Below are 24,073 nucleotides of genomic sequence, written 5' to 3' on the forward strand. Positions count from 1 at the left end.
AGGTATTATTGAACCAATTCCCCGTTCACATAGGTCTGCCCGGATCCCTGTTCAAAATCAAGAATACTGAAATCTTCCGGGGCACTGAAGTTAATCGCATTAAGGATGGTACCGTCAGGTTTGGTGACTACCCCCTGCGGAGAGAAGAACATATGTTTGCGCGTATCCCAGGTCAGTTCTTCGGTATTGAAAGTTAGCCCCTCGCGTACCACAACCACATGTTTTTTGAAGATCGTAATCTGTTCTGTTTCTTTTCTTATGGCATAATCAGACACCAGGGTACCCGTAATTTTCTGCAGCGGATCATAAAAAGTAATCTTCACCCCTTCAGGCATTTCCTGGTATTTCGATCCCGCAGAAGGATTCACCTGATCAAGAATAGGTGCAAAACCTTTCGCTTTTACAATTGCAGAATCACTAAAGATGATCTCTACTCCCATCGACCTGTCCTTCGACAGGGTCACTTTCTTGGAGGAAATAGTTGCTGCCCTCTTCAGGTCATCTTCATTACAGGCAACAAAAAGGAGCATAAAAAGGCATAGTATACCAATAATTGATCCTATACCCGGCCTACGCATTAGTCAAATTTAAACTGTCTGAACCACCTGTCATTGATCATGAAACTCACATGGAAGTTCATGTAATTTTCCTGTAACAGGCCGTTGTTTGTCGTTCCTCTTTTACCTACCTCAGCCGTTAGATTAAGTCTGTAGGCTGTCCTGGTCGGAGAGCTTGCCAAGGGTAAGCCTACACCGAAAGCAATGCCCATTTGTTTGATATCTTCTCCTCCCTGCTGGATATAGGTCTTGTCATAGTTTACACCTAAACGGTAATCCACTCTTTTAAAATAATTATTGATGGAAGTAAAGTCAGGCGTAATCTGTCCGCCAAGAGATGCACCATAAGTATCCTGTAAGCCCATACTCTGGGAATTCAGGGTTAGTCCCGACCATTTACCTGTCCTGAAATCAGCACCGATCAGCCATTTATTATCCTTTTGTAAGGCAATCCCGAAGTTATGTATCAGCGGTAATTTAAGCTTTTGTTTCGCCCCTCCAACAGAGTCTATAGTTTCCAATGCACCCCCATCATCACCTACCGCGTCAGTAATGTATTTTGTCGCCAGATAGGTTTTTGTAGAATTAATAGAGGAGGATGAAGATCCGGAATAACCAAAATTAAGTGATGTTTTTGAATCCAGACGGATATCATATTGTACACCATACGAGTAGGCAAGTCCACCAATACTGTTTTTGTTCTGTAGCCTGGCCGCAAGAAAATAACCATCATCCCTGTAATCAACGTCCCTGTTTTCGATAATATTTCCGAACAGGTATTCCACATTTGCACCCAGTCTCAGGTGATCCCAAAGCTGAAAACCATATCCTAAATAAGCCTTATTCAGTCCGCCTTCGCCAGTATTGGTATACGTGGCATTTCCTACTGAAGGGTTTGAACCTGAGCTAACTGTTCCTTTGGATGAATAGTTATACCCAACCTGAGAGTAAGGGATTAAACCAAAACTAAAAGCAGAATGTGGCGTTACAGGAAAAGCAAAAGCCACATGGCTCAATGCACCATTAAAGCTATTGTCTTTCTCAGAGCCCATTTTCAGCGTTGTCGCTCCAACTGAAATCCCTACATCAATAGTAGTCAGGTTGATCCCCGCATAAGATGCAGGGTTCTGTACGTTGATGTTGCTTTGCAGGTTGAAGTTCACCGGCTTGTTCACTGCCGTAGATACTCCCCCCATTGCCCGGAATTGCGGGAGCTGTGATCCGGTAAGATTTCCAAGTCCGAATCTCGAATAGGGTGATTGTGTAGTAATTTGTGCGTTAACAGAAATGCTGATCAGCAGAACCAAAACTGCAGTAATATAATTAATCTTTTTGTACATATTCAAATGCAATGACTTCGTTTAATCCTTTTAATACCAGATAAGGATCGTGTATAATGTGAGGCGCAAAGATGCTATTTTTTAATTGTTCTAACAAGAACATCGCATCCCCACCGGTTATAACTACCTTAAGGTCTTTATTATTTGTATAATTAAGGGCGATAAAGCCTTCAACTTCATTAATTATTCCCTGCAAAACACCATTTGTAATGGCCTTTTCCGTGTCAGTTCCCTGAGGAACAACAGGATCTTCCCTGTTCCATTTCACCAGGGGGAGTTTACCCGTATAATGGTTCAATGCTTTAAACCGCATACTGATACCGGGGCTTATACTTCCTCCATAATAGGCACTTTCAGTGTTTAATACATCATAGGTGATACAAGTTCCTGCATCTATGATTAAACAATTCTGCCTGTTATAGGCATAGTGGACGGCAAGTACCTTCGCCCACCTGTCCTGCCCAAGGCTGGAGATCGTTTCATAATAATTTTTCACACCGGTATTCAACCGGGTAGAAAACTGAATATAATTGGTATTGGCAATTAAAAATTCTATTAGTGCAACAGATTCCTGTTTTACACTGGAAACAGCTGAATTTACAATCGCATAAACAGAAACCAGCCCGGCAATAATTTTCAGATCAGGCTGTTCAAGACTTTGAAAAAACACCAGCTTTCTATCCTCAAAAACAGCTACTTTACTGTTTGTATTGCCGATATCTATAACCAGATTATGCATTTACCTTCCCCAACTTGGATACGCCAGTCTTCATGTCACAAATCTATTAATCTTTGACAAGTTTCAAGACTCCTATTTGTTAAAAAAAGTTAAAGAAACAAAAAGAACTGGATTGCCAATACCAGAATAAGAAAAAGACTTTCATAAAACCAGCGTTTTGTCGCATTGGAAAAATAATAAGCCAATAAAACTGCACCCGGAGGAACACACAACAGAAAATGGTAAAGCTTAAAATTTGGTTTCGTATAAAAACTGGCTATGGCAATGATAAACATAAAAAACAGCATCTGAAATGCTTTTCTGGTGCTGATAAAACTACGGAAGAAGTTTTCCCGCAGCTGAATGGCCGCCAGTACCATCATAATGCCTACTGGTACCAGGACGAGATAATCGTCATACTGGATCTTAAATGCGGAAGGGAACTTATTCTTCAGGGGCAGCCATATCTTATAAAACATGCCGATATTATCGTTCAGGTAATAAAATACCGCCAGAAAAAAGAAGATGGATAAAAAACCAACCAGTCCGGAGACCCATTCACGCCAGTGAAAAGAGCGGTATAACAATAGGCTCAACCAGATCAGCAGCAACATCACCACAAAGGGGAAGTAGATCAGTGTGCCAATTGCAATGAAAATCCCGACATCAAACATAATCATAATCACCGTCTGGGATTTCCCTATCCGCAATAACTTATCCATGATCAGGATCAGCAGGAAATTACAGATCAGGGTAGGACTCAATACCAGAAAAGGCTCAAATAAACTTGCTCCGGTAATGTACAGCAATGCAGGCAGATAACTCGGCTTCGACAGCAGCGAATGGTTATTGACCACCCTGTTGAAGATAATTGCCTGAATATAAATCAGGATTCCTGCAATAAAAATATTAGAGGTAACAGAAAAAATATCTCCGATAGGTATCGCAATCAGGAACTTGGAATAAGATTCCAGGAACTCAAAATTTAACCTTTCTGGCGGACGGATGAAGATCACTATGCGCATAAAAAATGTATATGCGAATAACAATAGCAGGTTAACTGGATTTAATGTTTTAAATTGATTGATCATGCCTCTAATAGAACGGCAAAGTAAAGAAATTTATCTGGCAAACTGGTTGACTACTTTTTCAATCAGCTCTGCGGTTTCATCCCTGAAATGAAATTCATGCTGCTGTGGATTGCTGACCCACGCTCTGATTACAGGAAGCCAGTTTTTAGTATTCCCCCAGATGACAGGCAGCCCCATTTCTTCCAGGGCATACGCATTGCACTGCTGCTCATACTGGAACTTCATGGGAACAACAAGCAGTTTTTTTCCCAAAAACAAGGCTTCAGAAGGGCCTTCAAATCCACCTCCGGTAAATAAACCTTCACAACTGGCAAGGCTGATATTAAACTTTTCATTGTTGACCGGGCACACACTTACATTCTGATCAGTAAAACTTTTCTTACTGTGTTTAGAGAATATCTGCCATTTGACTTCAGGTACCTGTTTGAGGATAGGTACCAGAATCTGGTCATCTATGGCAGGAAGGTATACCGTATAATGCCCAAGGTTGCTGGTCTGCAGATTCCTGATTTCCGACCTGATTACCGGGGTATGGATAAAATCATCATAAGGCTTGAAATGAAAACCCACATAATGTGTGGCCGGTGCATAATACTTCATGACCAATTGTGCCCAGTTTACACTTTTTATTTTGGGCACCCTGGGCGACTGGAAAGAGGCCTGGTGACTTAAACCTACACTTTCTATTCCTTTAAGTTTACAGGCCCAGGCAGTTACCGGCTCAAAGTCGTTCAAAATAAGGTTATAATCCTTTAAAGGAAGCTTGCGCATATCTTTAATAAACCTGGTCAGGTTCATGGACTTCCAGGTTTCATAATGGTTTACCCCACCCTTCTTTCCGAAAATAAAACTGAATCCGTGTAACTGATACGCAATATCCTGGCTAAGCTTCACATCTGCCTGTGTTCCGCTGATCAGCAGGTCCACCTCGCCATGTTTCTGCAGCAGGGGTACAATTTCACGTGCACGGCTGATATGGCCGTTTCCAGTACCCTGAATTGCGTAAAGTATTTTCATTCTGACCGAATATCTGTAATTTTTATCCTTTAGACAATTTCTAATTTTATCTTTTTCAATAAAATATTGATATCCAGCTTACTGTGCAGATCTTCCCCGTCAGAAAGCACACCATCTTCCACTTCATCGATCACAAAATCCTTTTGATCATATTTAAAGATAGTCCATTGTTTGTCCTGGTACTCCAGTGCAGTCAGGTTCTCTACCCAATCGCCGCTATTCAGGTAAGTAATTTTACCCTGTTCGGTCGTTACCTCTCTCATTTCAGGTTGGTGAATGTGTCCGCACACCACGTATTTATAATTATTCTCTGCCGCCAATTCCGCAGCAGTTTGTTCAAAGCTATTGATAAACTTCACCGCATCTTTAAAATGTGCTTTCACTTTTTTAGAAAAACTCATTTTCTCCCGGCCAAATAATTTAAGGCACCAGTTGACAAAACTGTTGATCAGGATTAGACTGTCATATCCCACGGCACCAAGTTTAGCCAGCCATTTGGAATGCTGCATGGTCACGTCAAAGATATCTCCATGAAAAAACCAGGCCTTTCCACCGTCCAGTTCAAGTACAAGTTTATTCTGCAGGTGAAATGCCCCAAGGTGCATATCCGCAAACTTGCGCAGCAGTTCATCATGATTACCGGTAAGATAGTATACAGGTACACCCTCTGCCACAAATTTCATCAGTTTCCTGACAACCTTCATGTGCGTCTCCGGCCAATACCTTTTACTGAATTGCCATACATCTATAATATCACCATTCAGGATCAACATCTTGGGCTTAATACTTTTCAGATATTTAAGCAATTCTTTTGCATGGCATCCGTAGGTACCCAAATGAACATCCGAAATTACGGCAATTTCTACTTCTCTTTTACACGTCATCTTCTTCCATGGTCAATTCATAAGGACTGAAAAAGAAAGCCAGTAAGGCTATAACGCATACTATAACTACTATTTCTTCCATATGAGTGTATATGATGTACACAAATGTGCAAAACACAGGTTAAGAACGTGTTAGGAGAATATTATTAAAAAAAAGATATCCTTGTGCACTGCTACTGTAGTTTAATTACGGTAGCAGTGCACAAGGATATCTTTTAAGAGCAGTTGCTCCGGAACAGGAAGTATGGTGCAGGTTTCCTGTTAAATAACTAGGCTGTTTTTATCCTGGCACCGCCTTTTTCTTTTTTATAGTCACTGTAAAAGGCAAAGCCCAATGCAGCCAACAACAGAATAGAGCCAATAAGTGATATTTTCTCACCTGTATAATAAGAATTTGGGTGGAATACAAATTCCAGTTTATGGTTTCCGGATTCCAACTGTGCTGCACGCAGTACATAATCAGCCCTGAAATAAGGTTTTTCTTTACCATCGATCAGCATCGTCCATCCTTTGTCATAGTAAATTTCAGAGAAGACTGCAATGACATCCCTTGGTGCACTGTAAGAATACACCATATGATCCGGATGATAGCTGTCCAGTTTGATGAAAGCTGTCGGCCCACCAATTCCTGCTCGTGTGGTATCCATCGCACTTTTATACCTGATATCTACAATAGCTTCTTTTTTAGGGTCGAAACTACTGATAGCCTGCATTTCCTCATCAGAATTTTTGACGAACTGCACTTTATCAACAATCCAGGCATTACCAGCTGCTGTAGCATTCCGCTGCATTTTGTAAGAGCCGTTCTGCTGATCCTGGGTAATGATGTATTTGGTATTCAGCATATCCAGTACATCTTGATTTACGCTTTTTGTAAACTGATGATCAACAAGTTCCTGAATACGTTTTAACCGTGCTGAATGTGCACCACCCACCGTTTTATGGAAGTAAGAAGCATCCGCACTCGTAAACGTTGGTATAGAAGCATCATATACCCTGAAATCAGGATCTTTATCTGCCAATATGAAAGTATCCACATCCCTTGGCTGGTAATGTGCATTCAAAGAAGCCTTAGGAACGAAATTTAGGTTATTCAGGTAACGTTTATCTACCTGCCACATATCAAATAATATCACTACACCCAAAATACCAAAGACCACTTCAGCCTTCATTTTCTTAGTGATCAATGCCCAGATCAGTCCAAAACCAATCAGCACAAATACGAGTGTACGCCAGGCATCACCTCTTGCAAAATCGACCCTGTCCTGGATCAACGCATTACCAATAGTGTTCGCAATGGTATTATTTCCTCCGAAATTCTGCGTCAGTGCATCCAACAACTGCTGATGTTCCTGTGTCCTGAAACTGAAAAATAAAGTTGGGGCAATCGCAACAATCAATGCAAAACCTCCTGTGATTCCGGCCGACCAGGTTAGTTTTTTAACCAGGTATTTCTGGTCATATTTACCTTCCTGAACTTCTTTGATCGCCAGCAGGGCAAGGATAGGGAATAATAATCCTACCACCGCCAGAATAGATTCTACCGCCCTGAATTTGTTATATAAAGGAGCATAATTAAAGAAAAGATCAGAGATAAATGGTAAGTTCTTACCAAATGACAGGAACATAAATAAGATCGTTGTCGATAAGATCCACCACTTCATGCGGTTGCGAACGATAAACAAACCGAAGACAAACAGCAGACAGATGACTGCCCCGAAGTAATATGGTCCGGCAGTACCTGGTTTTTCACCCCAGTACAATGGTAACTGCTGTGCGAAACCTGCAGCCTGTTCCGGCGTTGCACCAACAGACTGAATAGATTTAGCGACATTGGAATTCTGATCCAGACGATCTGCTCCACCACCATAAAGATTTGGGATCAGAAATGTCAGCGATTCCTGTACCCCCTGGCTCCACTGATAGGCATAATCCCTTGGCAAACCAGCATCCGGCTCTGCTTTATCAATAGTCAGGTTAGATTTACCGCGGATAGTCTCCGTACCATACTCATAAGTCGTCCATAAATTACTCGCATTTACCATTAATGACAACACAATGGCCGCACCAAGAAACGCAAATGACTTGCCCATTTCCTTTAGCTTGCCATCTTTATAGGCATGATAGATTTCAATACCAATATATATCAGTAAGGCCATCATGAAATAATAGGTCATTTGAATATGGTTAGACCTGATTTCCAGTGCCAGGAAAAGAGTGGTCAGACTCGCGCCCATCCAATATTTACCCCTCAGGGTAAGAAGGATACCAGCCAGTATCGGTGCAAAAAAACCAATAGCCAGTGCTTTATTGCTATGCCCTGCGGCAATAATCTGAAAATTATATGAAGTAAAAGCGAATGCAATAGCTCCTGCCGCCGCAAGCCAGGGATTTATTTTTAAAGTGCAGAATAACAGATAGGCACCCAGAAGATAAAGCAAAACCGTCCCTACCGGGTCAGGAAAAATATCTTTAACCAGGGAAATTCCATAGGTAGTCAGATTTAGCGGATATTGCACCCAGATCTGATAAGCGGGCATCCCGCCGAACATCTGATTGGTCCATAAAGGACCTTTGCCATCCTTAGCCTTATAGTCCATGATTTCTTTTTGCATAGCTTTCGCCTGCAAAACATCACCCTGTGCCGGAGCTTTCCCCTGAAGTACCGGACTAAAATAGATGAAACAGATAATTACAAAAAACGCAATGATGGAAAGGTGAATACCATTCCTTTTTAACCAGTTATTCATTAAGGTTTGTTTATGATTTAAACTAACCCCAAAAATATAAAATTGATGCAGATTAAGAAGGATAATTATCGATTAGTTGAAATTGTTTATTTCAACTCTTCATAATCTACAAAATCACCGAGTTTATCTGCATTTCCCTTTTTAGGCTGAGGCGGAACATAATCAATCGATATTGAACCTTCAGGTTTACGCGGTGCTTGTCGCGGTTGCGCTCCCTGCTCTGCCTGCTGCTGCATCTTTCCAAATAGATTTTTCAGTACAATGGGAAAAACCAGTCTCAGCAAGATCCTGATCAACCAAAGTATCAGTACAGTTATGAAAAGAAATTTAAGAATTCCAACGCCCATTTAATATTTTTTTATGTAGTGATAAGACGCGGCCGCATTGATTTTATTACAGCCGCATTCTCATTAAAATGTAATGTTTAACCCTGCAAAAATAGGATTTTAATCAATATCATCAACAATTGCAGCCACCCGGCCCACCTGTCCATCTTCCAGCCTCACCTTAATTCCCCTGGAATGATAAGGGGAGGAGGTCAGCAGATTGGCAACAATTCCTCTGGTTAGCTGACCACTGCGCTGATCCTTTTTTAAAATAATATCTACTTCCAGTCCCGGGTAGATGTCTGCTCTGTTTTTACCGTCCATACCTCAATTTATGCGCAATTGTTACCAATTCACGCCCTTTTTTCTATTTATTTAATACTTTACTGCTAAACCGTTCCTCAAACACTTTTTCCATGGCGAACATTTCATCACGCAAACGTGCAGCCAGCAGGAAGTCCATATCTTTCGCAGCTTTTGCCATATCCTTGCGGGTTTTATCAATCGACTTCTGCATCTCCGGTTTCGTCATATACTGTACAATAGGATCTGCAACCATGCTCACCTGGTCTACTTCAACATAAGCCTTATTCCGCTCTGCATTAGGTGCAAAATCCAGTACCGACGTTTGCTCAAGGATCGCCTCTTTACTCTTCCCAACCGTCTTGGGAACAATTCCATGCTCCAGGTTGTAGGCGATCTGTTTTTCCCGGCGGCGATTGGTTTCATCCATGGTCTTTTCCATCGATTCCGTGATCTTGTCAGCATATAGAATCACACGCCCCCTGTCATTACGTGCGGCACGTCCAATGGTTTGGATAAGTGAACGCTCCGACCGTAAAAACCCTTCCTTATCTGCATCTAAAATAGCCACAAAGGATACTTCAGGTAAATCCAGTCCTTCACGCAACAGGTTGATCCCGATCAGGACATCAAACTCCCCTAACCTGAGTCCCCTCAAAATTTCGACACGTTCCAGTGTTTTCACTTCCGAATGGATATAGCGGCACTTGATGTTCAGTCTATCCATATACTTGGTGAGTTCTTCGGCCATCCTTTTGGTCAGTGTGGTCACCAATACCCTGTCGCCCATTTTAATGGTCTTATCAATCTCATCCAACAGGTCATCCACCTGGTTGATTGCCGGTCTGACTTCAATCAGCGGATCCAGCAACCCCGTAGGCCTGATCACCTGTTCAGCAATGATCCCATCCGATTTCTCCAGCTCATAATCAGCTGGTGTAGCACTCACATATATCGTTTGCGGTGCAAGCCGCTCAAATTCTTCAAAGTTCAGTGGCCTGTTGTCCAGTGCTGAAGGCAAACGGAATCCATACTCTACGAGCGACATCTTACGCGACCTGTCGCCACCATACATGGCCCTGATCTGTGGAACCGTCACATGGCTTTCATCAATAACCATCAGGTAGTCGTCCGGAAAATAATCCAGCAGACAGAAAGGGCGCATGCCCGGAGCACGACCGTCAAAGAACCTGGAATAGTTTTCAATGCCGGAGCAATACCCCAGCTCTTTCATCATTTCAATATCGAAATTCACCCTTTCCTCCAGGCGCTTGGCCTCCAGCAACTGCCGGTCGCCGATCAGCTGGTTCTTCCTGAGTTCCAGTTCTTCCTGTATGCTCCAGATGGAGGAGTTGAACCTGTCTTTAGGCGTAACAAACAGGTTCGCCGGATAAACGGCCATATCTTCGAGTTTTTCCAGCGTCTTCCCCGTTGCCGGGTCAATCACACTCAATTCCTCAATATCGTCCCCAAAAAAAGAGATGCGGTAAGCATTGTCAAGATAGGCAGGAAAAATATCTACGGTGTCTCCCTTTACCCTGAAGGTACCCCGTTTAAAATCATTTATTGTCCTTGAGTACAGAATCTCCACCAGGCTGTGCAGAAAAGAATTCCTGGAAATTCTTGTCCCTACAGCAAAGCGGAATACGGACCTGGAAAAATCTTCCGGGTTTCCCATACCATAGATGCAGGAAATGGAAGAGACGACAATGACGTCCCGGCGACCCGACATTAATGCCGATGTTGTCCGGAGTCGTAGCTTTTCGATCTCTTCATTGATACTCAGGTCTTTTTCTATATAGGTATTACTGCTGGGCATATAGGCTTCCGGCTGATAATAATCATAATAAGACACAAAATAGTTCACGGAATTCTCCGGAAAGAAATTCTTGAACTCCCCGTACAGCTGCGCTGCGAGCGTCTTGTTATGGCTGAGGATCAGTGTCGGTTTCTGTGTCTGCTGAATCACATTTGCAACCGTAAATGTCTTTCCTGACCCGGTTACACCGAGGAGGGTCTGGTAATGTTCTTCCGCATTTACACCTTGTACAAGTTGCTCAATAGCAGTAGGCTGATCGCCCGTTGGTTTATAATCTGAAACAAGTTGAAATTTCATAGAATATCAAATATAAGAATTATTGAGGTATTGATTTGTCGGGATTATATCCTAAATTTATAGGCATCATGAAACTACTGGTTTATGTTCCGCTGCTGACGCCGAGAATAAGGTATGTTTTTAACTTTATTTTCAATGATATTCTGAAAACACAAGTTGGCTTTAGTTCCAATCTTGCAGAATTCAGGTCTTCTGCCCTGCCTAAGATTACGTATTCAGACCATCCGGTTGCCAATGAGCTGTTTTTTAAGAATACCGATTTCCTGCTTTCCCATGAAATTGTCAAACCAAGTTTTAAAACGACTTCTTTTGGCGATATGATTGTACCCTTTGCAGTAGATAACAGCAGTTTACCCTTCGATGTTTTTGCTGCCTCATTTTATTTTCTGAGCCGCTATGAGGAATACCTGCCCTTCCAGCCGGAAGAAGATGGCAGTTATCCGGTAGAAAAAAGCCTGCAATACCGCTTAAAATTACTGGAGTTTCCTGTGATTGACGGATGGGCATTAATGTTGAAAAACATGTTGCTGAAACGTTATCCTGATCTTTATTTCGCTAAAAAAACTTTTGTTTTTACCCCCCTGGTCTGCCTGTATAAGGCAGACAGTCTGGGTGCAAACAGCCTGCTCAGGCGTTTTATGGATTTCATCAACAAATTCTCCAACCGCGGAAAAACTCATGCAGAGCTGCCCAAAAAGACCGGACTACAGCTTTTTCTGGATGAGCACCACCAGCAACATGAGCTGAACCCTATATACTTTTTTAAACCAACAGCAGAGATCGACCAGGATTGTAACCGGCCTATTTCTTTGCCCAAAAGTTACCTTCAGCTCTTAAAGCACCATAAAATAAAGGACTATAGAATGGGCTATCCGGAAACCATTGGTTTCAGGGCCGGCACCTGTACACCTTTTTTCTGGTACGACCTGCAACTGGAGAAAACTACCCACCTGCTTGTCCACCCCATTGCCATCAATGACGTGATCCTGCGGAAGAACAGGACATTTAATATGGATGAGGTCCTGGCCAAATGGGGACCCCTCATCAGCAATGTAAAATTGCTGAAAGGAAATTTTTACATTCTGTGGCATAAAGAATCCCTGCCAGATTATGGAAAAGGGAAAGTTGGCCGTAAGCTTTACACACAATTACTCTCCAATTTTTTATCTTTACCAGATGATATTCGACCTGAGTAAAACCGATTCAATAGCCAATACCTTTATTGCGGAACTGCGCGATGAAAAGATACAGCAGGATTCGATGCGTTTCCGAAGGAACCTGGAACGTTTAGGCGAGTTTTTTGCCTGGGAAATCAGTAAGTCCCTCAGTTATGTCACTTCAGAGACACAAACACCCCTTGGTATTGCACAAAGCAGGAAACTGGAGCAGCAACCCGTACTGGCTACCATCCTCCGTGCCGGATTACCCATGCAGCAGGGACTGCTCAATATTTTCGATTGCGCAGAGTCCGCTTTTATTACCGCCTACCGTAAACCGCATACCAATGGCCCACTGGAAATCCAGGTCGATTATATTTCTGCACCGGACCTGACAGATAGGGTGGTGATTATGGCAGACCCAATGCTGGCCACCGGCCTGAGCATGGTCTTATGCTGTAAGGAGTTAATTGCAGAATACAGGATCAAAGAATTGCATATCGTTGCTGCAATTGCCAGCACAGATGGTGTAAAACATGTCCGTGCCAATTTACCTGCAGCAAAACTATGGCTTGGCGCCATAGATGAAGAAATGACGACCAAATCTTATATTGTACCGGGACTAGGTGACGCAGGTGATCTTGCCTATGGCACAAAACTCTAACCTGTCCCATATTTATACTTCTTTATTCTCCCCTTACCCACAAAATGATCAAACATATCTTTTTCGACTTAGACCATACCCTATGGGATTTTGATAGAAATGCACAGGAAACACTGACAGATTTATATGAGGAATACCAGCTTCATTCGCTGGGCCTCCACTCCTGTACCGAGTTTATTGAAACCTATACAGAAAACAACCAGTTGTTATGGTCTGAATACCATATGGGCAGGATTACCAAAGAAACACTGAGGGCAGAAAGATTCCATAAAACCTTTGTTCAGCTCGGTGTCCATCCTGAAAAGGTACCGGCACAGTTTGAAGATGATTATGTCCGCATTAGTCCTACCAAAAGAAATCTTTTCGACGGCTCAGAAGAAGTCCTGGCTTACCTGAAAGAAAGATATACTTTACACATTATCTCCAATGGATTCAAGGAAACAACCCTGACCAAAATGGACTTGTGTAACCTGAACCCTTATTTTTCCAATGTGATCATTTCGGAAGATGTAGGGGTGAATAAACCCGATAAAGCTATTTTTGAATATGCCCTGCAGAAAGCAGGCGCCTTAAAACAGGAAAGCATTATGATCGGTGACAGCATTGAGGCAGATATCAGGGGTGCCCAGGCATATGGAATAAAAGCCATTTTCTTTAACCCCCTGAACAAGGAAAAACCGGAAGATGTGAGCTGGCAAATCACCCGTCTCGACGAATTACTCCAACATTTCTAGTCTCCTGCTGTTCTTATACTGAAGAAATTAACAATCCGCATGACTGAACAGGTGTATTCCGCTATTCAAACGCTATCTGCTGCTTACCAGAAAAAATTAGCTGGCATGACTGAAGAACAGTTTCAGCTGACCCCGCCTATTGGGGGATGGTCATACAGCGAAGTGTACGCGCATATATTTGATGCCAGTATTCTTTCCTTAATTCCCCTCGGGCAATGTATTCAGGGGATCGGAGAACGTAAACCTACTTCATTTACCGTGCGGCTCCTCCTCCTTTGGGGGCGTTTTCCTCCCTATGCAAGGTATAAAGTTCCGGAGAAGCTGGCTTCAAGGGTGAAGAAAATCAATAGGCAGGAAGCACAATTTCTGATGGAGACATTCCACAAGAGACTGGAGGCCGATTATAGCCATATCCATGAAGCCGATAAAAATATCAGGAACCTGCATCCCCGATTGGGCTATCTGAATGCGACATCATGGCTGCGTTTTATTCAAATCCATTTAAATCACCATCTGCAGCAGTTAAAACGGATTGAGAAGAGCTTTTAATTTTACATCTTTGCGGGGATGAAAATACCAGGATTAAAAGGTTTTGATCAGGAATCCTTAAATAAGTATATTAAGAATACCGGCTGGCTGATGTTCGGGAAAGTCCTGAGTATGGTCGTGGGCTTCATGATCGCAAGATATCTCGGTGCAGCTTCTTTCGGAGAACTCAGCTTTGCGGATGCCTTTACCGCTATTTTGGCCGCCGTTGGGGCATTGGGATTGGATACTTTTATCATCAGGGAAATTATCAATGAACCACTGAAAAGAGACGAAATTCTAGGAACCTCTTTAATTTTACGTTTAGGGGTTAACCTGCTGCTGATCCCCTGCACTATTGGTATATATTTACTGTTTCATCATTTCTCCGATCGTCCGGGCGACTCCCTTACCTGGATTGTACTGATCCTCGCTTTCGCTTCTTTTTTCAAATCATTCAATGTGATTGATTCTTATTTCCAGTCACAGGTCGCTTCCAAATATGTGGTCCAGGTACAGAATATCTGTGTCATTTTATCTGCAGTGATTAAAATTCTCCTGGTCGTATTTGATATGCCGCTTTTCTGTTTCGCCCTGGCACTCACGGGAGACAGTGTGATGCTGGCCCTGGGATTAGTTTTCATGTATCAAAAAAGAGGGCTGCATATGCGGAACTGGACCTTCAGCAAATCGAGGGCTATGGGTCTCTTACAAAAATCATTTCCCCTCATTCTTGCAGCAGTAATGATCTCGATCTACATGAAAATTGATCAGGTCATGTTGAAAAGTGTGGGCAATGTGGAAGTCGGGATTTATACCGCAGCCGCCAAAATCAGTGAAGCCTGGTATTTTATTCCTGTAGCCATTGTGACTTCGGTATTTCCGGCAATTATCAACGCCCGGAAAACGGATCTTGAACGGTATCAGAAAAGGTTGAAAAACCTGTATGACCTGTTGGTATTCATCAGCCTTCCCGTCGCACTCTGCATCAGTTTCTTTGCCAATGATATTATCCATTTATTATATGGAAACGCTTATGAAGGTTCTGGTATTATGTTATCTATCCATATCTGGTCAGGCATCTTCGTATTTCTGGGCAGTGCAAGCTCACAATACTTACTTGCTGAAGGATACACTATGATTTCATTCCAGCGTACCACCCTCGGAGCCATCATCAATGTCCTCCTGAATTTATGGCTTATTCCACTATACGGTGGAGTTGGGGCATCTGTAGCCACCCTCTTTGCCTGTATGTTTAGTACATTTTACCTATTATTTATTCCCAAGACCAGACAGCAGGGTTTTCTGATGGTAAAATCATTATTTTTGGTGACTGTCTTTAAAAAAATATTTAAACATTGAATAAATTAGAAGCATTTATAACACTGCTAGAAAAGCCCAACAGATTAAAGGCACTGCTTTCCTATGGACATAAAGGGTACCTTGTGAATATTGGATGGTTCAAATCTTTTGATACCCACCAGGCAGTAAATGAGAATGGCGACCCCCTTCCATGGGTTACCTATTCATTCATAGATTTTATTGGCCCACGCCTGAATAAAGAAATGACGATATTTGAATATGGATCGGGTAATTCTACCTTATTTTATGCCAAACGGGTTCAACACGTTATATCTGTTGAACATGATGAATTATGGTACAATAAGATAGTAAGTAGTAAACCGGAAAATTCAGAAATGATTTTTTGTAAACTCGAAAAGGATGGCGAATACTCCTCGAAAGCGGCATCGCTCCATAGGAAATTTGATATCATTATTGTAGATGGCAGAGATCGTGTAAATTGCTGTAAAAAATGCATTTCAGCACTAAATCCGGGAGGTATCATTGTTCTCGATGATTCAGACCGCAAGCACTATGCAGAAGCCTTTACTTTCTTAAAAGAAGCCGGATTCAAGAACATTCCCTTTACTGGAATTGCCCCTGGTCTATTCTATTTAAAATCAACTACAATATTTTATAAACAGGAGAACTGCCTGCAAATCTAAAATTATGCAAACATTCGCCCCTATAGCTTTATTTGTCTACAATAGGCCTAAACATACGGAACGCACATTAAAGTTCTTAAAACAAAATGAACTTGCTTCAGAAAGTCGGCTTTTTATCTTTTCTGATGGCTCAAAGGACGAATATAATCAGGAAAAGGTTGAAGAAGTACGTGAATTGTTAAAAAATATTGAAGGATTTAAATCTGTCGAGGTCATTGTAAGAAACGAAAATATGGGACTGGCAAAGTCTATTATTTCCGGGGTAAGCAGGCTAATTAAAGATTATGGGCAAGTCATTGTCTTTGAAGACGACCTTATCACTTCTCCTTACACGCTCAATTATTTTAATGATGCACTTAATCTCTATCGCAGCCAGCCTAAAGTGATGCATATAGGGGCATACATGTATAATCTTAAAGATAAGACGCTCCCTGAATCCTTTTTTTACCGTGCGGCGAGCAGTTGGGGCTGGGCAACATGGGAAAGAGCCTGGCAATATTTTGAGGAAGACATTGATGTACTTATATCCCATTTTAATGCCAAAAAAAAAGCAGAATTTTCAATTGACCATACCATGAACTTCTGGAAACAGATGAAGGAATTCAAGAACGGGAAGAATAATTCATGGGCAATAAGGTGGTATGCCTCTATCTTTTTACAAGGTGGGCTCACACTGAATCCATCTCATTCTCTGGTCAATAATATAGGTCATGACGGAACAGGTGTGCATTCGGGTATAAATGATATTTATAATGTGATTATAAATCCAAAACCGATTACCGTTTTTCCCAGCAAAATTGAAGAAGACCAAGCCGCTTACAATGCCATTAAAGCATTTTTAAGCACCAGAAAAGGGAATCTATGGACGAGGATAAAAAGATATTTCCATGAGCATATAAACTTACCTGCGAAGTAGGCACCGAAATAATCAAAATATCTTGATTGATAACAATTATATGTAATTTTGACGCATTTGAAAGTAGTCCACATCAATACGTACGAAGGAAACGGAGGCGCCGGAAGGGCATGCCTGCGGCTAAGCGATGCGCTGAATGCCAATGGCGTTGACTCCAGTGTGATGGTATATTATCAGTTTAAAGAAAGCAATAAGGCCCTTGCCTTTAGCAAAACACCCTTTCAGAAAGCAAAAGCAGTAATCAATATTCTTTCTGAACGATACCTTGCCAAAGGGCTTACCAAAGCACTGAAGACTCCTTTTTCTTTACAATGGTTCGGTCGTTCTATCATCAAACATCCGGCATTGAAAGATGCTGACCTCATTCATTTACACTGGATTAACCATGGTTTTTTACGCCCTTCCGACCTTGCTGAACTGGAAGAACTCGATAAACCTATTGTATGGACATTCCATGACAGCAATGCTTTCACCGGTGGCTGCCATGTGCGTTATGCCTGTGAGAACTTTCATAAACAATGCGGTTCCTGTCCCCTGCTGAAAATCAGTGGGAAGAATGATATCTCCCACCAGAACTGGCTGAGGAAGAAAAAAGGATATGCCAATCTCGGTTTTCATATCATTGCCCCCAGCAACTGGATGGCAAAATCCATCAAATTCAGCAGTTTAATGGGGGTTCGCGAAACTGCAGTCATCCCCAATACCATTGAAACAGCGGTCTTCAAACCTTACGTCAAATCAGAAGCCAAAAAACTACTGCAGATCTCAGCCGAAAAATTCGTCCTGATGAGTGGTTTTATGCCTTCGAAGGACGATAAACATAAAGGAGCTTCTTACCTGATCGAGGCCCTGAATGATTTGGCCAGCCGCCCCGGAATAATCAGGGAGAATATCGAACTCCTGATCTTCGGAAATAAAGACAATGCCGAAATGCCGGTTTTTCCCTTTAAAACCACCTTTCTGGGTACCATAAATAATGATGCCCACCTGGCGAAATGTTATTCGGCAGCTGATGCCTTTATCACGCCATCACTGGAAGATAACCTGCCCAACACAGTAATGGAAAGCCTCGCCTGCGCAACGCCTGTGGTGGCCTTTAAAACAGGGGGCATCCCCGACATGGTGAATCATCTTGTTAATGGTTATTTGGCCGACTATGAGTCTTCCGAAGACCTAGCTACCGGTATGGAATGGCTTTATCATGAAGAAAGTGCTGCAGAAATACAGAAACAGGCAAGATTAACTATCCTCAACCATTTTTCTGAAGATATTATTGCGGAGAAACATATCCTTTTATACGAATCCCTGATTAAACTTCATCCCCATTAACCTTATCTATCCATGCAGCCAAAGCTAAGCGTAATTACTATTGTATATAATAATGTAAGGGATATTGAGCGGACAATGCTTTCGGTACTGAACCAAAGTTATCCCGAAATTGAATATATCCTGGTCGATGGCAACTCCACTGATGGAACAAAGGAGGTGATTGACAAGTATAGTCACAGACTTGGGCACTATATTTCTGAAAAGGATAAAGGGATTTATGATGCGATGAATAAAGGCCTTGCCCTGGCTACAGGAGATTATGTATTGTTTATGAACTCAGGGGATGAGATCTATGGTCCTGAAACGGTATCTAAGGTGGTTGACACCGCCCCTGGTGCTGATATTTATTACGGGGAGACAGAGATGTACAATGATAGCTGGGAAAGTTTAGGACAACGAAGACACCATGCCCCGAAAAAGTTCAGCTGGCGCAGTTTCAAATATGGAATGAATATCAGTCACCAGGCGATCTATGTGAAAAGAAGCCTGGCCCGCCCCTATGACCTGCAATACAAATACAGTGCTGATATCGACTGGATCATCAGCATAGCAAAAAAAGCTTCCAGCATCGTCAATACCCACCAGTATGTGGCGAAATACCTGGTCGGTGGGGTTTCCAAGCAAAAACACCTGGCCAGCTTAAAAGAGCGCTTTCACATCTTTACCAAATACTATGGTTTTGTTCCCAATGTAATCAACCATTGCTGGATTGCCTTAAAACTTGCTGGATATTATATCCGCCATAAAAAGACGAATGATTAATCCGGCATAAATTTATAAAAACAATACTTTTCCAGGTTTGTAGTTTAAGGGTAACAAAAAAATTATAAACATGGGAAGATTAAGTAATCGTAGTATAGCTGTATTGGCAGCAAACGGGTTTGAAGAATCTGAATTAACAAGCCCTGTGCAAAGACTCAAAGAAGAAGGTGCCGAAGTACATATTATTTCTTTAGAAAGCGGTAAAATTCAGGGCATGAAACATGACCGCGAATGGACTGTAGAAGTAGACGTTGATAAAATCGTTACAGCAGCAAATGCTGATGATTATCATGGACTGCTGATTCCCGGCGGCGTGCTTAACCCGGATTCTTTAAGGAAAGACGAAGATGCCCTGGCCTTTGTAAAATCATTTTTCGAAGCCGGTAAACCTGTAGCTGCCATATGCCATGGCCCCCAGGTGCTGATCTCTGCAGAAGTGGTTGAAGGACGCAAACTCACTTCGACAAAAACTATAAAGATTGATCTTGTTCATGCAGGCGCACTATGGGAAGATGCGGAAGTAGTGGTCGACCAGGGACTCGTCACCAGCCGTAGTCCTAAAGATTTACCTGCATTTAATGACAAAATCGTGGAAGAATACGCCGAAGGCGTACATGATGGTCAGCATGCCTAATTAAATGCAGTCAAGGGTTGTATTCAGCTGAAAACTGGCTAAAACTATGAGAGCACCTGTTATAACGGGTGCTCTCATAGTTTGGGATAAGAGAAAGGCAATCCGGACAAGTACCTGCTTATTTTCCTATATGGATAATTCCCGGCACCCCGGTAGGCAAGCTGTACAATAATTGTATTGGTCAGGGGATCCACATATAAACGCTGTCCACGCATCCCCTCAGCGGCAAAGTCCCCCTTTACACCCTGTTGTGGGATCCACCAGAGATAGTGTTGCGCAGTTTTCTGCCAGCCTTTTGACGAAGAAGGGAGCTCTCCTTTTAATTCGAGAGAGCGTCTTACCCATCCTTCAGGGATAACTTGCTGACCATGATAATTTCCATTTTTTAAATATAACCGGCCAATCTTTGCCAGATCAATGGCAGTAGCCTGGAACCTGCTTGCAGTATTTGCTATCCCTTTGGAATGATCCAGACCAAAGCTGGCCGGGTATTCACTGCCTATTCTTTTCCAAATTTTATCCTCAAAATAGGTAGAGATCTTTATCCCCGTCGTATTTTCAATGGCCCAGGTCAACAGAAAGACATCTATACTTTTATACTTCCACACTGTACCCGGACGGTTGACCAGTTTTACCCTTTTCAGTTCTTTTTTGATATCTTCTGTATAGTAATATTTCGCCTCATCAGATAAAAAAGCAGCGACATACCCTCCGTCTGTATCCTTAAATTCCAATCCCGATTTCATACTGAGCAAATCCTTTAAAGCAATATCCCGGAATGCAGGATTCACATTCAGCTCAGGTATATACTTCAGGAGTTTATCTTCAACACTGCCTATTTTACCCTCTTCAACAGCCTTTCCAAGCAATACAGAAACCATCGTTTTTGCTACAGAGTATAAAGTCGTTAAGGTCGTATCGCTATAACCAGAATCGAAATGCTGATAAATGACCGTATCATTTCTAATCACCATAAAGAGGTTGATCTTCCCATTCACCAGATAATCTTTGAAGGAAACGAGCGTATCAGCACCGTCAAGTACGCTGAGCGTATCCAAATCCGTCCTCATCTGTTCTGCCTTCGCAAAATGGAAAGCGGTATCAGCAGGAGAAATTAGGGCCTGAGGGAAAATTTTATACGTTTCACTATTGGGTACCTGATAGCGCAACACCCTGACCAGCTCCGGTCTCCAGGTAAACAATACACAGCATACCAACAGAAAAAGGGATAGCAATAGTGCTACCCCGTACAGTAATTTCCCCATTATATTGTTGATGTTATGGATTGGTAGACCATAAACCTGCTTCTTTTACAAACACCCTGCGGTTGAGTTTCAGCTGACTCACGATAAACTCCGCAAAATCTTCCGGTTGCATTACACGTTCCGGATTACCATCGGTCAGCTTTAAGTCCTTCGCCATATCAGTAGCAATCGTACTCGGGGTTAAGGTAGTCACGCGGATATTATGCTTCCTTACTTCCTGCATCAATGACTCTGAAAGACCAATAAGGCCAAATTTGGAGGCACTGTAAGCACTGGTTACCGCCGCGCCACGCTGCCCTGCCGAAGAGGAGATATTCACAATATCCCCGGTTTTGCGTTCAATCATTTCCGGAAGGACGGCACGGGTCACATAATACACCCCAAACAGGTTCACTTTCACAATTTCTTCCCATCTTGATGGTTCCAGTTCCATAAAAGTTCCGAATGAGCCTGTACCCGCATTATTTATTAAAATATCAATCACACCCAATTCCTCCTTAATTTCTGCTATAGCAGTATTTACGGAGTCCATCGAGGACACATCAGCAGTCGCGATAGCCGTTTTTACACCCGAGGATGACAGTTCTTCAGCGAGATTCTTTAAATCCACTGCTGTTCTTGCAATGAGACCTAAATTTACACCTTCACTGGCTAATGCTATTGCCAATGCACGACCGATTCCTTTTCCAGCACCCGTGATAAGGGCAGTTTTTCCTTTTAATGATTCCATGACGTATCTTTCTTGAATAAGAACAAAAATAATAAAAAAGAGGAGGGGATAAAGTGCATAAACGTCATCCTGTTTTCATTATTTATAGTTGAAGCTGAGGTCTTTCAATCGTAACCCTTGTCCCAGTCCATAGGTACAGGAAAGGTCACAAATTGTCAGGGTACAAAAAAAGCCCGTCAGCAAATGCTGACGGGCTCAATATATGTATTCAAGACGCTAATCCCTATTGGAATTGTTTGCCTTTTATTTTACGCTCATTTTCAGTTAAGTAAATTTTACGTAAACGCATGCTTACCGGAGTAATCTCAATGTACTCATCAGCCTGGATGTATTCCATAGCCTCTTCCAGTGAGAATTTAATTGCAGGAGCAATACGCTGACTATCATCTGTACCTGAAGCACGCATGTTTGTCAATTGTTTACCTTTTACAATGTTTACCACCAGGTCATTGTCACGGATGTGCTCACCCATGATCTGTCCTTCATAAACTTCAACACCCGGATCAACGAAGAAACGTCCACGATCCTGTAATTTATCAATTGAATAAGCTGTAGTGCTACCTTTTTCCATAGAAACCAATACACCGTTCAATCTTCCCGGAATAGTCCCTTTCCAAGGCTCGTAAGCTTTGAAACGGTGTGCCATAATCGCTTCACCACCTGTTGCAGTTAACACGTTATTTCTTAATCCGATGATACCACGTGCAGGAATCTCAAACTCTAAATGCTGAAGATCACCTTTTGGTTCCATAATCAGTAATTCACCTTTACGCTGAGTAACCAGTTCAATTACTTTACCGGCAACATCACCAGGAACATCAACGATTAAAGTCTCAACCGGCTCACATTTTTTACCATCAATTTCTTTGATAATTACCTGTGGCTGTCCTACCTGAATTTCGTATCCTTCACGACGCATGGTCTCGATCAATACTGATAAATGGAGAATACCCCTTCCGTATACCAGGTAAGCATCAGGAGATTCTGTTTCTACCACTTTCAGGGCAAGGTTTTTTTCCATCTCTTTGTACAAACGTTCTTTGATACGCTGAGAAGTCACAAATTTACCTTCTTTACCGAAGAATGGAGAGTTATTGATCGTGAACAACATGTTCATGGTAGGCTCATCAATTTTGATAACCGGCAATTGCTCAGGAGCTTCAAAATCAGCAATGGTATCACCAATATCAAATCCGTCAATACCTACAACAGCGCAGATATCACCCGATTTCACTTCAGTTACACGCATTTTACCCAAACCTTCAAAAGTGTACAGTTCTTTTACTCTTGATTTTACGAACTTACCATCACGTTTGATTAAAGTTACCGGTTGGTTTTCTTTAATTACACCACGGTGAACACGTCCAACAGCAATACGACCCACAAAAGATGAATAATCTAATGAGGTGATCTGCATTTGCAACGTACCTTCCAGCATTGGAGGTGCAGGAATATTCGCAACAACAGCATCAAGTAAAGGGAAAATATCTGTAGTTGGCTTCGTATAATCTGTACTCATCCATCCTTGTTTAGATGAACCGTAAATTACAGGGAAATCCAACTGGTCTTCTGTAGCTTCAAGGTTGAAGAACAATTCAAAGATTTGCTCATAAACCTCTTCAGGACGACAGTTTTCTTTATCTACCTTGTTGACAACAACAATAGGTTTTAATCCCAATGCCAGTGCTTTCTGTGTTACGAAACGAGTTTGAGGCATTGCACCTTCAAAAGCATCACATAATAACAATACACCGTCAGCCATTTTCAATACCCGCTCAACCTCACCACCGAAATCGGCGTGACCAGGAGTATCAATAATGTTAATTTTTACGTCTTTATACATTACTGAAACGTTTTTGGATACGATAGTAATACCGCGTTCTCTCTCCAAATCGTTATTGTCAAGTATTAAATCACCTGTTTGCTCGTTGTCACGAAAAATAGAACAAGTGTGTAAAATCTTATCAACCAATGTAGTTTTACCGTGGTCAACGTGTGCTATAATAGCTATGTTTCTTATTTTTTGCATAAAATGCGCCCTAATTTTGGCGCAAAGATAACGAAAAATATTGACATTCCAATGCATTAACTATAAGCATGTCACTAATTTATAGAAAAACACTATATTATGACCGGCAATATTTTATACCTTAAAATGCTTACTCCCGATAAATTCATTTTAAATCAGCTTATAAATATCATATTGCTATTTTTATTTCAGAACTTACAATGCGTTATTAATTAATCAG

The 24,073-nt window shown here is 41.9% G+C and carries 23 protein-coding genes; 10 read left to right on the forward strand and 13 right to left on the reverse strand.

Annotated elements, in window-relative coordinates; all coding sequences use genetic code 11:
* Nucleotides 1–5 precede the first annotated feature (5 nt).
* The 10 genes from ACSBL2_RS25310 to uvrB form a co-directional block, all read right to left on the reverse strand.
* Complete coding sequence (locus ACSBL2_RS25310) at nucleotides 6–530, reverse strand: hypothetical protein (RefSeq protein WP_442589343.1); 525 nt, start codon at nucleotides 528–530, stop codon at nucleotides 6–8.
* A gap of 47 nt (nucleotides 531–577) precedes the next feature.
* The gene (locus ACSBL2_RS25315; RefSeq protein ID WP_442589344.1) at nucleotides 578–1,897 is read right to left on the reverse strand and encodes a hypothetical protein; all 1,320 of its coding nucleotides are present in this window, start codon (nucleotides 1,895–1,897) and stop codon (nucleotides 578–580) included.
* Nucleotides 1,881–2,636: a type III pantothenate kinase gene (locus ACSBL2_RS25320; protein WP_442589345.1), complete on the reverse strand. Its 756-nt coding sequence runs from the start codon at nucleotides 2,634–2,636 to the stop codon at nucleotides 1,881–1,883. The genes ACSBL2_RS25315 and ACSBL2_RS25320 overlap by 17 nt, the downstream gene beginning before the upstream one ends.
* 89 nt (nucleotides 2,637–2,725) lie before the next feature.
* Nucleotides 2,726–3,640 (reverse strand): DUF6427 family protein, encoded by a 915-nt coding sequence (locus ACSBL2_RS25325; protein WP_442589346.1) that lies wholly within the window; start codon nucleotides 3,638–3,640, stop codon nucleotides 2,726–2,728.
* A gap of 96 nt (nucleotides 3,641–3,736) precedes the next feature.
* Nucleotides 3,737–4,723, reverse strand: a complete 987-nt coding sequence (locus ACSBL2_RS25330; protein ID WP_442589347.1) for a glycosyltransferase family protein — start codon at nucleotides 4,721–4,723, stop codon at nucleotides 3,737–3,739.
* A gap of 29 nt (nucleotides 4,724–4,752) precedes the next feature.
* Complete coding sequence (locus ACSBL2_RS25335) at nucleotides 4,753–5,607, reverse strand: UDP-2,3-diacylglucosamine diphosphatase (protein ID WP_442589348.1); 855 nt, start codon at nucleotides 5,605–5,607, stop codon at nucleotides 4,753–4,755.
* A gap of 269 nt (nucleotides 5,608–5,876) precedes the next feature.
* Entirely contained in the window at nucleotides 5,877–8,357 is a 2,481-nt protein-coding gene (locus ACSBL2_RS25340) for a YfhO family protein (protein WP_442589349.1), read from the reverse strand.
* An 86-nt stretch (nucleotides 8,358–8,443) separates the two neighbouring features.
* Complete coding sequence (locus ACSBL2_RS25345) at nucleotides 8,444–8,704, reverse strand: DUF4834 domain-containing protein (protein ID WP_442589350.1); 261 nt, start codon at nucleotides 8,702–8,704, stop codon at nucleotides 8,444–8,446.
* 99 nt (nucleotides 8,705–8,803) lie between these two features.
* Nucleotides 8,804–9,007, reverse strand: coding sequence for a YwbE family protein (locus tag ACSBL2_RS25350; RefSeq protein ID WP_442589351.1), 204 nt, complete (start codon nucleotides 9,005–9,007; stop codon nucleotides 8,804–8,806).
* A gap of 43 nt (nucleotides 9,008–9,050) precedes the next feature.
* Nucleotides 9,051–11,102, reverse strand: a complete 2,052-nt coding sequence (gene uvrB, locus ACSBL2_RS25355) for an excinuclease ABC subunit UvrB (RefSeq protein WP_442589352.1) — start codon at nucleotides 11,100–11,102, stop codon at nucleotides 9,051–9,053.
* Nucleotides 11,103–11,170: 68 nt separating this feature from the next.
* Between uvrB and ACSBL2_RS25360 the strand changes: the two genes are divergently transcribed.
* The 10 genes from ACSBL2_RS25360 (at nucleotide 11,171) to ACSBL2_RS25405 (ending at nucleotide 19,829) form a co-directional block, all read left to right on the forward strand.
* The gene (locus tag ACSBL2_RS25360; protein ID WP_442589353.1) at nucleotides 11,171–12,298 is read left to right on the forward strand and encodes a DUF7033 domain-containing protein; all 1,128 of its coding nucleotides are present in this window, start codon (nucleotides 11,171–11,173) and stop codon (nucleotides 12,296–12,298) included.
* Nucleotides 12,279–12,923, forward strand: coding sequence for a uracil phosphoribosyltransferase (gene upp, locus ACSBL2_RS25365; protein ID WP_442589354.1), 645 nt, complete (start codon nucleotides 12,279–12,281; stop codon nucleotides 12,921–12,923). The genes ACSBL2_RS25360 and upp overlap by 20 nt, the downstream gene beginning before the upstream one ends.
* 44 nt (nucleotides 12,924–12,967) lie before the next feature.
* Entirely contained in the window at nucleotides 12,968–13,657 is a 690-nt protein-coding gene (locus tag ACSBL2_RS25370; protein ID WP_442589355.1) for a YjjG family noncanonical pyrimidine nucleotidase, read from the forward strand.
* Nucleotides 13,658–13,696: 39 nt separating this feature from the next.
* Nucleotides 13,697–14,206, forward strand: a complete 510-nt coding sequence (locus tag ACSBL2_RS25375; RefSeq protein WP_442589356.1) for a DinB family protein — start codon at nucleotides 13,697–13,699, stop codon at nucleotides 14,204–14,206.
* Nucleotides 14,207–14,224: 18 nt separating this feature from the next.
* Nucleotides 14,225–15,544: a flippase gene (locus ACSBL2_RS25380; protein WP_442589357.1), complete on the forward strand. Its 1,320-nt coding sequence runs from the start codon at nucleotides 14,225–14,227 to the stop codon at nucleotides 15,542–15,544.
* Nucleotides 15,541–16,188 carry an FkbM family methyltransferase gene (locus ACSBL2_RS25385; protein ID WP_442589358.1) on the forward strand — a complete coding sequence of 216 codons (648 nt, stop codon included), beginning with the start codon at nucleotides 15,541–15,543 and terminating at the stop codon, nucleotides 16,186–16,188. The genes ACSBL2_RS25380 and ACSBL2_RS25385 overlap by 4 nt, the downstream gene beginning before the upstream one ends.
* Before the next feature lie 4 nt (nucleotides 16,189–16,192).
* Nucleotides 16,193–17,104: a glycosyltransferase gene (locus ACSBL2_RS25390; protein WP_442589359.1), complete on the forward strand. Its 912-nt coding sequence runs from the start codon at nucleotides 16,193–16,195 to the stop codon at nucleotides 17,102–17,104.
* 48 nt (nucleotides 17,105–17,152) lie between these two features.
* Complete coding sequence (locus ACSBL2_RS25395; RefSeq protein ID WP_442589360.1) at nucleotides 17,153–18,433, forward strand: glycosyltransferase; 1,281 nt, start codon at nucleotides 17,153–17,155, stop codon at nucleotides 18,431–18,433.
* 12 nt (nucleotides 18,434–18,445) lie between these two features.
* Entirely contained in the window at nucleotides 18,446–19,195 is a 750-nt protein-coding gene (locus ACSBL2_RS25400; RefSeq protein ID WP_442589361.1) for a glycosyltransferase family 2 protein, read from the forward strand.
* A 70-nt stretch (nucleotides 19,196–19,265) separates the two neighbouring features.
* On the forward strand, nucleotides 19,266–19,829 hold the full coding sequence (locus ACSBL2_RS25405) for a type 1 glutamine amidotransferase domain-containing protein (RefSeq protein WP_442589362.1): 564 nt from the start codon (nucleotides 19,266–19,268) through the stop codon (nucleotides 19,827–19,829).
* A 74-nt stretch (nucleotides 19,830–19,903) separates the two neighbouring features.
* Here the strand turns inward: ACSBL2_RS25405 and ACSBL2_RS25410 are convergent, their stop codons facing one another.
* The 3 genes from ACSBL2_RS25410 to typA form a co-directional block, all read right to left on the reverse strand.
* Nucleotides 19,904–21,094, reverse strand: a complete 1,191-nt coding sequence (locus tag ACSBL2_RS25410; protein ID WP_442589363.1) for a serine hydrolase domain-containing protein — start codon at nucleotides 21,092–21,094, stop codon at nucleotides 19,904–19,906.
* Between the two features lie 13 nt (nucleotides 21,095–21,107).
* On the reverse strand, nucleotides 21,108–21,824 hold the full coding sequence (locus ACSBL2_RS25415) for a 3-ketoacyl-ACP reductase (protein WP_442589364.1): 717 nt from the start codon (nucleotides 21,822–21,824) through the stop codon (nucleotides 21,108–21,110).
* A gap of 223 nt (nucleotides 21,825–22,047) precedes the next feature.
* Nucleotides 22,048–23,853 (reverse strand): translational GTPase TypA, encoded by a 1,806-nt coding sequence (typA, locus tag ACSBL2_RS25420; RefSeq protein WP_442589365.1) that lies wholly within the window; start codon nucleotides 23,851–23,853, stop codon nucleotides 22,048–22,050.
* Nucleotides 23,854–24,073: the final 220 nt, after the last annotated feature.

It is taken from the genome of Pedobacter sp. AW31-3R, from assembly GCF_052180285.1.
Classification (GTDB): Bacteria; Bacteroidota; Bacteroidia; order Sphingobacteriales; family Sphingobacteriaceae; genus Pedobacter.